The sequence below is a fragment of the Anabaena sp. 90 genome, assembly GCF_000312705.1.
GTDB classification, from domain to species: Bacteria; Cyanobacteriota; Cyanobacteriia; order Cyanobacteriales; family Nostocaceae; genus Dolichospermum; species Dolichospermum lemmermannii.
In genome coordinates, this window is sequence record NC_019427.1 from 627080 (window position 1) to 641666 (window position 14587).

13 protein-coding genes are annotated in these 14587 nt (G+C 37.2%); 9 read left to right on the top strand and 4 right to left on the bottom strand.

Features of this window, described 5'->3' with window-relative positions; translation table 11 throughout:
• Positions 1-274: 274 nt before the first annotated feature.
• Positions 275-535: a type II toxin-antitoxin system Phd/YefM family antitoxin gene (locus ANA_RS02900; RefSeq protein ID WP_015078550.1), complete on the top strand. Its 261-nt coding sequence runs from the start codon at positions 275-277 to the stop codon at positions 533-535.
• Positions 536-545: 10 nt separating this feature from the next.
• On the opposite strand, the gene coaBC is transcribed toward ANA_RS02900, so the two are convergent.
• The 3 genes from coaBC to ANA_RS02915 all read right to left on the bottom strand — a co-directional run bounded on the left by coaBC (position 546) and on the right by ANA_RS02915 (position 2821).
• The gene (gene coaBC, locus ANA_RS02905) at positions 546-1757 is read right to left on the bottom strand and encodes a bifunctional phosphopantothenoylcysteine decarboxylase/phosphopantothenate--cysteine ligase CoaBC (RefSeq protein ID WP_015078551.1); all 1212 of its coding nucleotides are present in this window, start codon (positions 1755-1757) and stop codon (positions 546-548) included.
• A gap of 79 nt (positions 1758-1836) precedes the next feature.
• Complete coding sequence (locus ANA_RS02910; protein WP_015078552.1) at positions 1837-2049, bottom strand: protein IsiD; 213 nt, start codon at positions 2047-2049, stop codon at positions 1837-1839.
• A 139-nt stretch (positions 2050-2188) separates the two neighbouring features.
• Complete coding sequence (locus tag ANA_RS02915) at positions 2189-2821, bottom strand: alpha/beta hydrolase (protein ID WP_015078553.1); 633 nt, start codon at positions 2819-2821, stop codon at positions 2189-2191.
• A gap of 183 nt (positions 2822-3004) precedes the next feature.
• Between ANA_RS02915 and purH the strand changes: the two genes are divergently transcribed.
• From purH to ANA_RS24025, 3 genes are all read left to right on the top strand, one after another.
• Positions 3005-4528, top strand: coding sequence for a bifunctional phosphoribosylaminoimidazolecarboxamide formyltransferase/IMP cyclohydrolase (gene purH, locus ANA_RS02920; protein WP_015078554.1), 1524 nt, complete (start codon positions 3005-3007; stop codon positions 4526-4528).
• A 136-nt stretch (positions 4529-4664) separates the two neighbouring features.
• On the top strand, positions 4665-4841 hold the full coding sequence (locus ANA_RS27315) for a hypothetical protein (RefSeq protein WP_235081934.1): 177 nt from the start codon (positions 4665-4667) through the stop codon (positions 4839-4841).
• Positions 4828-5028, top strand: coding sequence for a hypothetical protein (locus ANA_RS24025; RefSeq protein WP_083881414.1), 201 nt, complete (start codon positions 4828-4830; stop codon positions 5026-5028). The genes ANA_RS27315 and ANA_RS24025 overlap by 14 nt, the downstream gene beginning before the upstream one ends.
• Positions 5029-5606: 578 nt before the next feature.
• Here ANA_RS24025 and ANA_RS02925 read toward each other — a convergent pair.
• Positions 5607-5987 carry a hypothetical protein gene (locus tag ANA_RS02925; RefSeq protein WP_015078555.1) on the bottom strand — a complete coding sequence of 127 codons (381 nt, stop codon included), beginning with the start codon at positions 5985-5987 and terminating at the stop codon, positions 5607-5609.
• A gap of 870 nt (positions 5988-6857) precedes the next feature.
• On the opposite strand from ANA_RS02925, the gene ANA_RS02930 reads away from it, so the two are divergent.
• From ANA_RS02930 to ANA_RS02950, 5 genes are all read left to right on the top strand, one after another.
• Positions 6858-7337 (top strand): YbjN domain-containing protein, encoded by a 480-nt coding sequence (locus ANA_RS02930; protein ID WP_015078557.1) that lies wholly within the window; start codon positions 6858-6860, stop codon positions 7335-7337.
• A 35-nt stretch (positions 7338-7372) separates the two neighbouring features.
• Positions 7373-8098, top strand: coding sequence for a lipoate--protein ligase family protein (locus ANA_RS02935; protein ID WP_015078558.1), 726 nt, complete (start codon positions 7373-7375; stop codon positions 8096-8098).
• Between the two features lie 643 nt (positions 8099-8741).
• Entirely contained in the window at positions 8742-9590 is an 849-nt protein-coding gene (locus tag ANA_RS02940) for a hypothetical protein (RefSeq protein WP_015078559.1), read from the top strand.
• Positions 9591-9648: 58 nt separating this feature from the next.
• Positions 9649-11757, top strand: coding sequence for an ATP-binding protein (locus ANA_RS02945; protein ID WP_015078560.1), 2109 nt, complete (start codon positions 9649-9651; stop codon positions 11755-11757).
• Positions 11758-11784: 27 nt separating this feature from the next.
• A complete protein-coding gene (locus ANA_RS02950; RefSeq protein WP_015078561.1) occupies positions 11785-14514 on the top strand; it encodes a DNA translocase FtsK in 2730 nt (909 codons plus the stop codon).
• The last annotated feature ends 73 nt before the right edge of the window (positions 14515-14587 follow it).

Consider the following 14587-nt stretch of genomic DNA (forward strand, 5'->3'; position numbering starts at 1 on the left):
TTATACACTATAGGACTAAATTTACTTCATTATGTACCCTAATTAAATCACTCGCACTTGTATAATGATTGACATTTATTAAATGATTTACTGAGCTTTTGATAAACAAAAATCTCTATAATCCTAACTTGCTGGGGATAAATACGACGGAAAATGGTCAAAGTTATCTCTTTTCCAGCCTGATAAAAGATAAATTTTTATTATCAATAACTTCAATAACCCAAAGTTTATATTATAGTGTACTTAGGTGTACACAATTTGTCAATTCACCATTATGGACATCCAATCTGTAGGTATTAAAGAATTTCGGGCTAATTTACATAAGTACACACAACAAGCATCTGAACCAATTGCAATTACTTCTCATGGAGTCCCAATAGGTTACTACATACCAACACAACCTACTCCTCAAAAACAAGATTTAATGGCTTTACAAGCAGCAGTCCAAAAAATCCAACAATTGCTGGAAACAAGAGGTATTAATGAAGATGAATTATTTGCAGATTTCCAGAATGCTAAAGAAAGTACAATATAATTTTATTCCATTAAACAACAAAATCAAACAAATAATGCGCCATTTCCAATTTAGAACAAGTCGGAATTTCTAACTCTCTCCCTTCTTTATCTAAAAACACCGCTTGATTATGATCACTCCCAAAACCACTGTCAACTTTATCAATAGGATTTGCGACAATTGCATCTAATTTCTTTCTTTGCAATTTCTCTTTCGCTGGAGTAATAATATCCCCAGTTTGTGCTGCAAAACCAATTAAATATTGATGAGGTTGTTTGCGATTTCCGATTTCAGCAACAATATCCGGTACTGCTGCCAGAGGTAAATTTTCAGGAAGCGATCGCTTGGGCAATTTTTCGCTACAATAATCTCTAGGCTTGACATCTGCAACTGCGGCTGACATGATAATTATATCTGCATTGCCTAAATGCTTGAACATTACCTGCTGCATTTCCTCCGCACTAACTACCGCAATTGCTTCTACTCCCAAAGGTACATCCCAATTCGCCGGACAATGGACTAATATTACCTTTGCGCCTCTGTGCAGTGCAGCCTGTGCCAAGGCTAAACCCATTTTACCAGTGGATGGATTGCCAATAAATCGCACCGGATCTAAATATTCTCGCGTTCCCCCAGCACTGATTAAAACCTGTTTTCCGGCTAAATCTCTCTTGCCTTGGGTGTGTAATAAAGATTGAATATAAACAAATATTTCTGCGGCTCCTGCCATTCTACCAGCACCAATGCGATCGCAAGCCAACAACCCAGAACCTGTTCCAATACCATAAAATCTGCTATCTGTCAATAGCTGCTGCAAATTTCTTTGTACTGCTACCTGTTGCCACATATCTGTATTCATGGCAGGTGCTAACAACACCGAACAGGTAGAAGCGAGAACCGTATTTGTTAGCAAATTATCTGCCATTCCATAAGCTAACTTAGCCAAAGTATTAGCAGTTAAAGGCGCAATTACAATTAAATCAGCCCATTCACCCAACTCAATATGCAAGGGACGGGCATAAATTGGCTGCCAAAAATTATCATCTGTATAAGCTTGATGACGGGATAAAGTAGATAAAGTTAAAGGAGTAATAAATTCTTGGGCAGATTTAGTGAGAATAACTCGCACTTCTAGCCCCGATTTGAACAGTGTAGATACCAATTCACAGACTTTATAGGCGGCTATACCACCGCCTACACAGATAAGAACCCGTTTAGATTTGAGATTTGTAGATGATGGCATTTTGGGGCAAAATTCCGATTACCTTTGATTTTAGCCCGTCCCACCCAATCTAAAATCCAAAATCCAAAATCTAAAATTCTTAGGCTTCGTCGTAAGCTTCTAAATCTAAGAGGTGGATATAGGCTTCAACTAACTCTGGACGCTGAAAAGCAATTGCTCGCAATAGATGCCAATCATTTAAACCCTCAAAAGCATTACTATAATTATCTAATTCCAGACGTGTAGCCAAATCTTTTACCTCTGTCGCTGTCATAGCAGAAATTTCTGTTTTGGAAATGCTTAGAGTTTTCATAATGCTTGCCCCTCCCTTTTGCAGCGCTTACATTCAGCTGAGGGTGGAGTTGATTCCACCTTTACTATCTTACTCATTAACGAGCATTAAATTTGTAAAAATTCTTGTGAATTTCACCGGAATTGTAAAAATTCTGTAACTAAAGCTGACCAATTGTGTTGACAACAAAAGTTCGTAGCACTTCTAGCATTTGGAAATTAATTTCATGTCCCATGGCAAATTCATGATATTCCACTGCTACACCTAGAGATTGTGCCACATCTCTCGACTTAATTGCCGCTTGGAGAGGAACAACTTCATCCTGTGTCCCGTGCATGATTAATGTCGGCGGAAAATTACCTTGATTCAGCATGGCCACACTAGGATGTAAATAGCCACTTATCACTACTAACCCTGCCAAGGGTAAGCTTAATCCTACATCTAAAGTCATCGCCCCACCTTGAGAAAATCCGCTCAAAATTGTGCGTGATAACGGTACACCTGTATTACTTTCTAAAGAGAGCAACCAATCTATCAGTAGTTGTTTACTTTCATTTAATCCATCATACATATTTTCCGTCCGCAGGTCATACCATGCCCTACCTGTATCAGCATAAGGATAAGGATAGGGGGCATTGGGGAGTAAAAATTCGTAATCAGGTAAATTGACATGAGGGATTAAAGATGCCACATCTTGGGCATTTGCACCCCAACCATGTAGAGTGACGATTAAAGCGTCTGGTGTTTGGTTTTTTGGTGGAGAAACCCTAATAAAATCTAATGTTGGAGTCATGGATAATTGAGATAAGAATTAAAGATAATTGTAGGTTGGGTGGAGCGATAGCGTTACCCAACATTTTGAGATTTTGTTGGGTTTCCTTTGTCAATACTCCCCAGCCTAATTATGATTCTGACCATCCTTTCGGTAGAATGTTCATCACAGAAAGCAATTTAGTCCAAAGGAATCTGGGGAATTATGGCGCGTTTAGCCCTGCTGAGTGTATCTAATAAAACTGGTGTAGGCGATTTAGCCCGGAGTTTAGTTGAAGAATTTGGCTTTGATATCATCAGCAGTGGGGGAACAGCCAAAACCCTGAAAGATGCTGGCATACCAGTTACAAAAGTTTCTGATTATACAGGTTCACCGGAAATTTTAGGCGGTCGGGTGAAAACTCTTCATCCTCGCATTCATGGCGGTATTTTAGCACGGCGGGATGTCGAACAAGATATAACAGATTTAGAAAATAATCAAATTCGACCCATTGATTTGGTAGTTGTGAATCTTTATCCTTTTGCGGAAACTATTGCTAAACCAGGAGTTACCCTAGCTGACGCAGTGGAACAAATTGATATTGGTGGCCCGGCAATGTTAAGGGCTTCATCCAAAAATTACGCCCATTTGACGGTATTATGTGATCCTGCCCAATATGGTGAGTATTTGCAAGAATTACGCCAAAATGGAGCAGCATCTTTAGAGTTTCGCCAAAAATGTGCGTTAAAGGGATTTTTGCACACTGCTAGTTATGATCATGCCATTGCTGCCTATTTAGCTGGCACACAAACCCAAGAATTTACTATTTCCGGTACACAACTCCAATCTTTGCGTTATGGGGAAAACCCTCACCAACCCGCAGCATGGTATCAAACAGGAAATGAAGCTACAGGTTGGGCTGCGGCCACCAAACTGCAAGGGAAGGAACTTAGCTACAATAATTTGGTAGATTTGGAAGCTGCACGGCGGATAATTGCTGAATTTACAGATAGTCCCGCAGCGACAATTATCAAACATACTAATCCCTGTGGAACTGCGGAAGCAGAAACTATTTTCGAGGCTTATCAAAAAGCTTTTAATGCTGATTCCACCTCTGCTTTTGGCGGAATTGTCGCTTTAAACCGTCCTATTGATGCAGCCACAGCGACGGAATTAACTAAGACATTCCTAGAGTGCGTGGTTGCTCCTGGTTGTGACGAAGCAGCCCAGGAAATTTTAACTAAAAAAGGTAATGTCCGAGTTTTGATTTTACCAGATTTATTGACTGGACCAAAAGAAACTGTGAAAGCAGTAGCAGGTGGGTTTTTAGTCCAATCTGCTGATGATATCATTGCCGATCCTAGTCAATGGCAAGTTGTCACGGAGCGTCAACCCACCCCCAGTGAGTTAGCGGAATTACTATTTGCCTGGAAAGTTTGCAAACACGTTAAATCCAATGCTATCGTGATTGCGAGCGATCGCACAACCTTGGGTATAGGGGCTGGACAAATGAACCGCGTTGGTTCGACAAAAATCGCTATCGAACAAGCTGGAGAAAAAGCCCAAGGAGCATTTCTCGCTAGTGACGGCTTCTTCCCCTTCGATGATACCGTCAGAGCCGCAGCAGCAGCCGGAATTACTGCCATTGTCCAACCAGGGGGAAGTCTCAAAGATAAAGACTCTATCAAAGCCGCTAATGAACTGGGTTTACTCATGGTTGTCACTGGTGTCAGGCACTTTTTACATTAGGTTAGTGGTCAGTGGTTAGTAGGGGCGAAGCATTTGGAAGATAAATTATCGGTCATTACAAAAAATAGTTCTCCAAATGCTTCGCCCGTACAGTTGTCAGTAGGGGCGAAGCATTTGGAAGATAAATTATCGGTCATTGCCAAAAAATAGTTCTGCAAATGCTTCGCCCGTACAGTGGTTAGCAGGGGCGAAGCATTTGGAAGATAAATTATCGGTCATTACAAAAAATAGTTCTCCAAATGCTTCGCCCGTACAGTTGTCAGTAGGGGCGAAGCATTTGGAAGATAAATTATCGGTCATTGCCAAAAAATAGTTCTGCAAATGCTTCGCCCGTACAGTGGTTAGCAGGGGCGAAGCATTTGGAAGATAAATTATCGGTCATTACAAAAAATAGTTCTGCAAATGCTTCGCCCGTACAGTTGTCATGGGGAAGAAAAATATTCTCTGTTCCCTCTTTCAAACAATTTCCAAAATTGTTGTCTCAGGTACTTGCCATTTGAAGAAAAGAGTGATAAGTTATATTTGTGTGTGAGGAGAAAATTTAAAAAGCGTCTGGGGTGGAAACACGGCAACACTCCCAGGCGCTTTTTAATGTCAAAAATTTTTCTATAGCCAATAATCAACAAAACAGTAGAGATACTGGAAACTAAATGCTCGCTATCTATGCAAAACAGAGAATTCCAGAAATGTTTCGGCAATGATCTAATATTTTGGCAATTTGGCAGATAACTATTTTAGTTTAGAGCTTTAATTGAATATCAACAGGGTAAATAAGAAAGCTGAAAAGTTATTGATGTCAGGATTTTCCCAGTGCTAGAGACTTCTAGACCAGATCAAAAGTGGTAGATGCGGTGCTGTCAAACTGACCATAAATATGGCGACATTCAAATTATAGCCACTGCTAACAGCTATTGGCTAAGGATCGCAAAGAAAATATAAATTAATCGAATTGACTGGTTGCCTAATGAATAAACGGAATGATTCAGTACAAAATTGCCATGATTGCCATGTCTGAGTACAAGTTAACTTGAAAATAGTTGGATTTTGAAAAAAGGATGAAAAATTAATATTTTAGGGCTTAATCACGAAGCATTTGGGAGATAATAGCATCAGCTTGTAATCTCTTGTAAGTCAAGTGAACTAGGTTAGCTTCATCTGATTGTCCACAAACATAGCAAGCTAGACTCAAGGCATCTAATAACATTAAAGTAGTAACGCCTTCCGCTGCTAAAGATGATATATACTGAGAAACGCCTTTAGCACAGGTTTCTGCTGGCATCAGTACCAGTAGCAACCGTAAACAATCGGCTGATGCCATCATTCCGTCTAATTCATGAGTCTGGGTGGCTAATTGAACAATTCCCAAAACGATTTGATTGGGGGAAATACCTTCCTTCATCAGTAGGCTAAAGAAGGAAGTTAAATGACATGGAGTGCTGTGATCAAGTTTAATATTCATAGTGCTTATTAAAATCAGTGTAACAATAATCGCAGATTTTTTGACTAATCCGGAAAAATCTCAAAAAAGTTTTCGGGTTTTTTTCGGGTTTTTACGTCACATTCTAGAACCTTTTAACAGATAGCACCCCAATTTGTCAACTTGAGTTTTGATCAATCGCTGTACATTCGGCAACTCACAATTTAACTGATCGTTTTGTATCCCTTGATGCTGTAAATCAGTAAATTGTTCCTCTGCCATCATTTTTACATCTTTTAACATCAAACTGGCGAGTAATTTTTGTGCTACCCCTAAATAAACTGTTTTTGATAGCCTATTTTAACTGAAATTGGTAGCTTATGTAACCGATAGTAGGCATTGAATGATGTAATATGGAAAAAATAGGGTTTTGTTTGTCTTTTATTAATGAGGCACAGTAGAGAGTTAGACAATAAATTCTAATATCTTTACTTGATGTTGACAGCCAATGAGGTTAAAGGTAACTTACATCTAATGGTTCTGGATGTAAACGCCTGAAACCGGGAAAAAATAATTAGGAAATTGACATATACAATGATAACTTGAGCCTATGTCATACTAATCAGTATGGCTGTGATCTTGATCAATACTTTCTCATCTTTTAATCAATACCTTCACCAAATTGGAAAAAGCTTTGATTTGTAGGTTAGGTTGTTCACAGTAGCGTGTCCGAGGCATCAACCATAATTCAATAAATGCGTTGAGTTGCGCTGTTTCTTAACCCAAGCTGCAAAAAATGGCGAATGTATGGCTGATATCTCGACTTTGAACAATAGACGAAGTAGATGCTGGCATTTTTGGTAGCATAATAGTAGATTAAAGCAGTAACTATATTTTTAGAGGAAAATCTGTATGGCAAGCTACCTAGAAGCCCAGTCTCCAGATGAGTTGTTGACTGAACTTATTGAAGACACCACAACCCCAAACCATGTGGAAGTAATTGAAAATGTGATTGATAGTCTAGCACAAGATCAAAGTGCAATGGTTAGTCATGCTGCCGAGGGTGGATATCTGTGGAAATTCCAATATGGCAGTATAGAAGTATTTGTGCAGTTGACGGGAATTACTGATGAAGATACAATCACGGTTTGGTCTGCGGTGCTGAAGTTACCCGCTAAAAATGAACCAAAATTGACACGATATTTGTTAGAGATGAATTGTGTGAGTACCTTTGAAGCCCGGTTCGGGATTATTGATAATCAGGTGGTTGTGATTTCTACACGCACTTTAGCGGAGTTGTCACCAGGGGAAGTTTCTCGGATCATTACTATCGTTGCTAGTATTGCTGATGATAATGATGAATATCTGCAATCTGAGTTTGGTACAGTTTAAGTTTCCAGAATTTTAGTTTAGGGATGTGATATTTAATGCCGGATCAGCAGGTGTGGCGACTTATTCCGATTTTAGCAGCCGCTGGTGATGTTCAGATGGCTATAGACCGCTGGTTATTAGCACAGCATGAGTCAGGAAAACATCCGCCAACTTTACGTTTTTATACTTGGTCGCCACCCGCAATTTCTTTAGGTTATCATCAACGTCAATATCCCGAATTTTGGCAAAGTTTGCGGTGGAAAGGTGAAAAATTGGCTTTGGTGCGCCGTCCTACAGGTGGTAGGGCTGTTTTACATCAAGGTGATTTAACTTACTCTGTGGTAACATCTGGACTGAGGGGAAATCGGTTAGATGTGTATGGGCAGATTTGTGAGTTTTTGATTCAAGGATGGCGATCGCTCGATATAGAATTGTACTATGGTCAAGCTGGACGCGGTTATATTCACAATCCTAATTGTTTTGGGACTGCGACAGGTGCAGATTTAGTTTTAGCAGATGGTTCTAAACTGATTGGTAGCGCTCAATTAAGGAAAGGTGACGCAGTTCTTCAGCATGGTTCTATGCGATTGAATCCAGATGCAGATTTATTTGCAAAGGTATTTAATCAAGAGTTTTTTCATCCTATCCAATTTCCAGAAACTATCAATCAAGAAACAATAATTAAGGCTTTAATAGCCGCAGCTTGTGATTGTTTTGCTATGGAAATAGAGGTAATACCTTTGTCTCAAGATGAGTGGAATTTGATTTTGGCAAATTGTTGATTAGGGGAGGTTTTTATTCTACCCTATATTTTTTTCTCACGCCAAGATGCAAAGCAAGAAAGATATTAATTGCAGTCTGTAAGGTCTTTATCTCTAATAAATTGATACAGTGAATTTCCGGTAAATAATGTGCAAATATGAATAGTTAAACTTTTGTGAATGGGTAGGAAATGTCAAAGATAGAATGATCTGGTCATCTAAAAGATGATACATATAAATCTCGCTATATGGTGGAATTTATTTAAGTAGAACGGCTTGAATAATTCAAAGTTTGTAGTCAGGAATTTATTCGTCATTTGAGGGCTGAAGCCCTCACTACGAAATCATCTCCAGATTTTTTACATTACTTAATCTACTTTGATTTATTTTCGTCTACTTACTTAATATCTGTATAAAATTTTTCTAAAAAAGTCCAATGGATAGAAGATCCAAGTCTTCCCAATTTTTTGATGTCATGGAAGCTTGTAGAAAAACTCTAGAAAAAATCCGTCTTTTATTTAGAAAGTAATCAGTGAAAACTTGGATAATATTTTGAGTTTTTAGGGAAGAATCGCTCTTATTAGAGTTAATATAGAAACTGTGTGTTATTTTTTTGTGATTCGCGCTAAAGTAGTCAAGTATCGAATACAGCAAGACTAACCGTATGGAAACGAAAGAGTTAAAGTTCATCTTAAAACTGTTGGGATGTCCCAATTATCGTACTGGCTTGAGTTCCAGCACTTTTGATAGTTTTAAAAGTGAGAAAAACAAAATTTGTCGAGATTTGGGGGAACTGGAATATGTAGACTATTCCCGCGAAATTGCCACAGTCAAGATTTTACCTCCTGGTCAAGCACTACTGAAACTCGACTCGGCACAATTACCTATTGATGATAAAGAACTCAAGGTACTGGAGAAGATAGGTAAGAGTTCTGGAAAAATAGCCCCCAGTGAAATCAAAGTTTCATCGCTAAAATCAGATGAACGAGACGCAATCTTAAAAATCTTGAGTGAACGAGGTTTAATTGCTGCTGAAATCAAGATGAAAAGGGTTAAAGCTGAAGTTTGGTTAACGGAAAGAGGAATTGAAGTTTTGCGAGATGAATATAATCCCGAAGGAAAAGCAAATATAGACTTTAATTTGCTGGGTAATTATGTGCGGTTTTTACGGAAGAATTTGCGGGTTAAGTCAGAACAAGTTTCTACTCCTGATCATGTAGAATCATATTCTGATATTACTAGCAATATCAGTGATGAAGAAATTTTAGAGACTATCAAGAAATTAGATCGGGAATTGGGTACAGAGAATTATTTACCAATTTTCCATGTACGGCAAAAGTTACAACCGCCTTTATTACGAGATGATTTAGATCAGGCTTTGTATAGGTTGCAAAAAAGTGACAAAATTGATTTTAGTACCCTACAAGAAGTCAGTGCTTATACACCAGAACAAATTGACGCGGGAATTCCTCAAAATATTGGTGGACAACTGTTTTTTCTCATAGTTAATTAACAGTATTCCCGATATTTTTCATTTTTTCATTACTTCCTCCTCTCACTCACCCATATCTATGACAGACATTAACGACATTATTAAACGCGAGGTCAACCCTTTTGACATGATCAATTTAAAGCCCACTAATTTTTGGGCTGAAGAACAAGATTCAAAACTCATGGTTGAGTCAATTCATGAAAACGCAATCATAGAAATTGAAGGTTTACTTGATTTAGTAGGTAAAGATCATCGTAGCCGTACAGTTTTATTAGCTGGTGAGTCTGGTTCTGGCAAAAGTTATTTATTAGGTCGGCTTAAACGTACTCTTAACCCGAAAGCCTTTTTTGCTTATATTCTCTGCAACTGGCCTGATAGTAGCAATATCTGGCGGCATATTTTACGTCGTACTGTTGATAGTTTAATTCAAGTTCCTGAAGGAGAAAAAGAATCACAGTTAATGTTGTGGTTGAAAAGTTTAACCGCATTTACAAGATGTGATATCAAACAACGAATATTTAATGATAATTTTTGGGAAGCATTACAAAGTAATCGGCAAAAATTTATCAAACACCTCAAGGATAGTTATAAAAAAGCAGGTATTTATAACCCTGATATGTTTTTTGGAGTGCTACATGATCTCGCAAATCCAGAATTATATGATTTAGCTTGTGAATGGCTACGTGGTGATGATTTAAATGAAGATTCCATGAAAGAAATCAAGGTCAAAACTTGCATTGATACAGAAGATGCTGCAAAAAATATCTTAGCCAACTTTGGCAGAATTTCTACACAAACTCAACCGATTGTTTTATGTTTTGACAATTTAGATACTATGCCCCAGTTACCAGAAGGTTTTCTGGATATACAACCTTTTTTTAATGTCAATACCACAATTCATGGGGATAATTTAAAAAATTTCTTGGTGATAATTAGCGTTATTACAGATACATTGAAACGGCATTACGACCGGATTCTTCCAGCGGATAAAGCAGGAATATATAAAACAATTCAGTTGAAACGTATTAACATAGAACAGGCAGAAGCACTTTGGGCTTATCAACTTCAGCCATTACATCAATTAGCAAGTCCTAGACCTGAATCGCCTATTTTTCCCCTAAATCGGGAAATTTTAGAGAAAACCTATCCTGGTGGTAAAACTATGCCTAGAAATGCACTAACTCTAGGTCGTGAAGAATATCAAAAATATAAAGGTTCATTATTAGATGAAAAACCAAAGCCCGAACCAGTTACAATACAAATAAAGGTGACAACACCCGATGAAAAAACTATTCCTAAACCTATAATTATTGTTCCACCACGACATCAAGATAATCAAGATACAATTCAAGCAGAATTTCAATTATTATGGCAGCACGAGTATACAAAAAGCCAGGGGAAAATTACCAAGATTTCTTTGTTATCATCACCTGATTTAATTCAGATGTTGCAGCAGTCTATATCTACTTTAAAAATACAGGGAGTTAAGTCTAAACTTTTAAGCGGAAAATATGCTAGTTATTCCTTGAGTTATCAACATCCTACCAAGCGGGAAAAATTGGGTATAGTTTGGACAGAAGACTCCAATATGAATAGTTTTTATCATGTAATGAATGCTTGTCAAACAGTAATTCAAAAAAATCTCTGTCAAACTATGTACTTAATTCGTGGTGGGGATTTAGGAAAACCAAATCTGGCTGGAAATCAACTCTATAGACAGATTTTCACGGATACTAATCATGTTCATATTAAACCAAGTTTACAGTCTATTCACTATTTGGCAACATATCAAAGTTTGGTAAATTCTGCCAAATCTCAAGAGTTAGTAATTGGTGGAAAAACGATTAATTTACAAAGATTAGAAACTTTAATTAATGAATCTGAGATTTTGCATAAATGTACTTTATTACAGGATTTAGGTATTGTTTCTAAACAAGAAAAACAGTCAGATACAAATGGTAAGGTTAGAAAAGATTTAAGACCTGTTAAAGATTTCTTATTAAATCTCGTGAAAACTCAAGGTTATATGGGATTGGCTACATTGATTTCACAGGCTTCCAGTCAATTTTCTGATGTAAAAGAAACTGAAATTCGGAGTTTGATTGAACAACTATATCAAGAAAAAAAAGTGGAAACAGTCAATCCAGAAGCTAAATTATCAGAACAATTAATTTGTTTAATTCCGTAAGTTCATTTATTACAATATGATCAGCCAATGCACTACCTGACAGAAGCTTCTGAAATTTACAAGCAAATTTCCCAACTGTCCCTATCTAAAACTCTATGGATAGATACGGAAATTGCTGACTGGTATACTGATAAACCAAAATTAGCACTAATTCAGGTATTGGCTAATTATACAGACTTAACTGGTGAATCTGCTTACATTTTTGATGTTTTAGATAAACCTGATTTGGCTGTATATTTCATTAACCAAATTATGGTTAATCCGCAAATTGAAAAAGTTTTTCATAATGCTGGTTTTGATTTAAAATATTTAGGTAAGGAACTAGCCCAAAATGTCACTTGTACTTTAAAAATAGCGAGAAAAATCACCAAAGAAGTTTTAGAAACTACCAACCTAAAACTAAAAACTCTAGCTGCTGAACTCTGTCAATTTTCTCATGTAGACGCAGAAGAAGGAACAAGTGATTGGGGAAAACGTCCCCTGACTCAAAAACAGTTAAACTATGCAGCTATGGATACTGTTTATCTCGCTACTGTTCATTATCGCTTGCTTGAAATATCCAATCCTGATGTTATCAATCGTGTATTTAATATGGTAAATCACAAATCTGAAAATTCATCTTTAACTCCCACTAAAGTTAGATTAGCTTTTGAATGTCCTCGACTATTTTATCTCAATCACCATTTTAATTGTAAAGCAATATTCTCTCCTAAAGATACTCTTGGGGGTGTTGGTAATGTTTTTCATAAATTAGCAGATGATTTTATTAATTTACTGCTGATTGAACCCAGATTTAAAAATTTATTTAATCCATCTACAACACAATTAAATGTAGATCAAATTACATCGGAAATTCAACAATTATTCTATCAAATTAAGTTCTTTCCCTATTTACAAAATACAATTGTACAAGACGGAAGTAAAGCACCTGTATTATTACAAGTTTGGCAAGGTTTACAAGGATTAATTAAAAAGTTTACTGAATTGTTAGTAATTAATCGTCGTTATTGTAGTGCAGAAAAACTTATTTCTAATACGTTTATTTCTGGAGAACGCAATTTAGAACATTACTTTGATTTACCTAATGGGACAAAACAATTAATTAGAGGTGAGTTTGATTGTCTGGTTTTTAATTTTGAACTTAAACGCCTTTGTATGGTAGAATTTAAAACCTATCAACCTGTAGATTCAGCAGCACAATTAGCGCAAGTTTCTCTTTATAGTTATATGTTGTGGAAGCAGAAAAAAGCACCTGTTGATTCTGCTGTTTATTGTGTTTTACCAGAATTTAAAGAGTACAAATATTCTTGGGAACAGTTAGAAAATACGGTTCATCAATTAATTCCCTATAAATTATTACAAATGCAACAATGGTTAAGTTGGGAATCTCCCAATCCTAACCCACCACCTGCGACAACTCAACCTCATTTATGTGAAATTTGCCCCCAACAACAAAAGTGTCAGACTTTTTTCGATGTTGAATCTAATGCACCGCCAAATAAAGTTATTCCAGATAATGACAATCCTGATTTTATAGCACCTTCCAAAAAACGAGAAGATATATCTGACTTTTCACATTATTTGGAAAACCCAACACGAAACCTAACCCCCCAACCCCCTTCCCTACGAGGGAAGGGGGAGAATTCAAAGCCTCTCTCCTTGCAGGAGAGAGGTTTGGAGAGAGGTTTTTCAGATACTTTTAAAAGTCAGAAAGATACATTTATTAATGCTGATGAAATTGGCGCATCTTTAGTGGCAATTCTAGAATCTTTTAAGGTTAATGTAGATTATTATGGTGCTGATGTAAGTCCGGCATTTATTCGGGTGAAAATTAAACCACATTTAGGTGTGAAAGTTCCTTCAATTCTCAGATTATCCGCTGATTTACAAGTACAATTAGGGTTAGAATATCCGCCTTTAATTGCTCCCCAAGCTGGTTATGTAAGTATTGATTTGCCGCGTCAAGATAGACAAATTGCCAAATTTGAAGATTTTATTCAAAAGCAATTTTTAGCCCCAACAGCACCCGTAAAAATTGCCATTGGGGTGGGTATTGATGGTAAATTGTTAGAGGCTGATTTATCAGATCCAAATACCTGTCATTTTTTGGTGGGAGGAACAACAGGAAGCGGAAAAAGTGAATTTTTGAGATCCTTACTTCTCAGTTTAATCTATCGTCATTCTCCCCAACATCTTAAAATTGCCTTAGTTGACCCCAAGCGGGTAACATTTCCCGAATTTGAACAAATGTCATGGTTATATGCACCAGTTGTCAAAGATAGCGATCGCGCCGTAGAATTAATGCAGGAACTAGTTGCAGAAATGGAATCTCGTTATCAAAAATTTGAAAAAGCTAAATGTGCAGATTTAACCACCTATAATCAACGTTCTTCCCCAGCTTTACCGCGTATTGTCTGTATATTTGATGAATATGCCGATTTTATGGCAGAAAAAGAAATTCGCACCATATTAGAACAAAGTATCAAACGTTTAGGCGCAATGGCAAGAGCCGCCGGCATTCATCTAATTATTTCCACACAACGTCCAGAAGCCAGTATTGTCACCCCAATTATCCGTTCTAACCTACCTGGACGAGTCGCCCTACGTACCTCCAGCCAAGCAGATTCATGTATTATTCTGGGTGGAAAAGAAACAACAGCAGCCTATTTATTAGGCAAAGGTGATTTAGTTTACCAAGGTGGTTCGCACGGACAACGTCTTCAAAGCTTATTAGCACAAACTATTAAACTACCTTAAAAAAAAGATCCCCGACTTCTCTAAGAAGTCGGGGATCTAAATTTATTAGATAATATAAACGCTATATCATTGG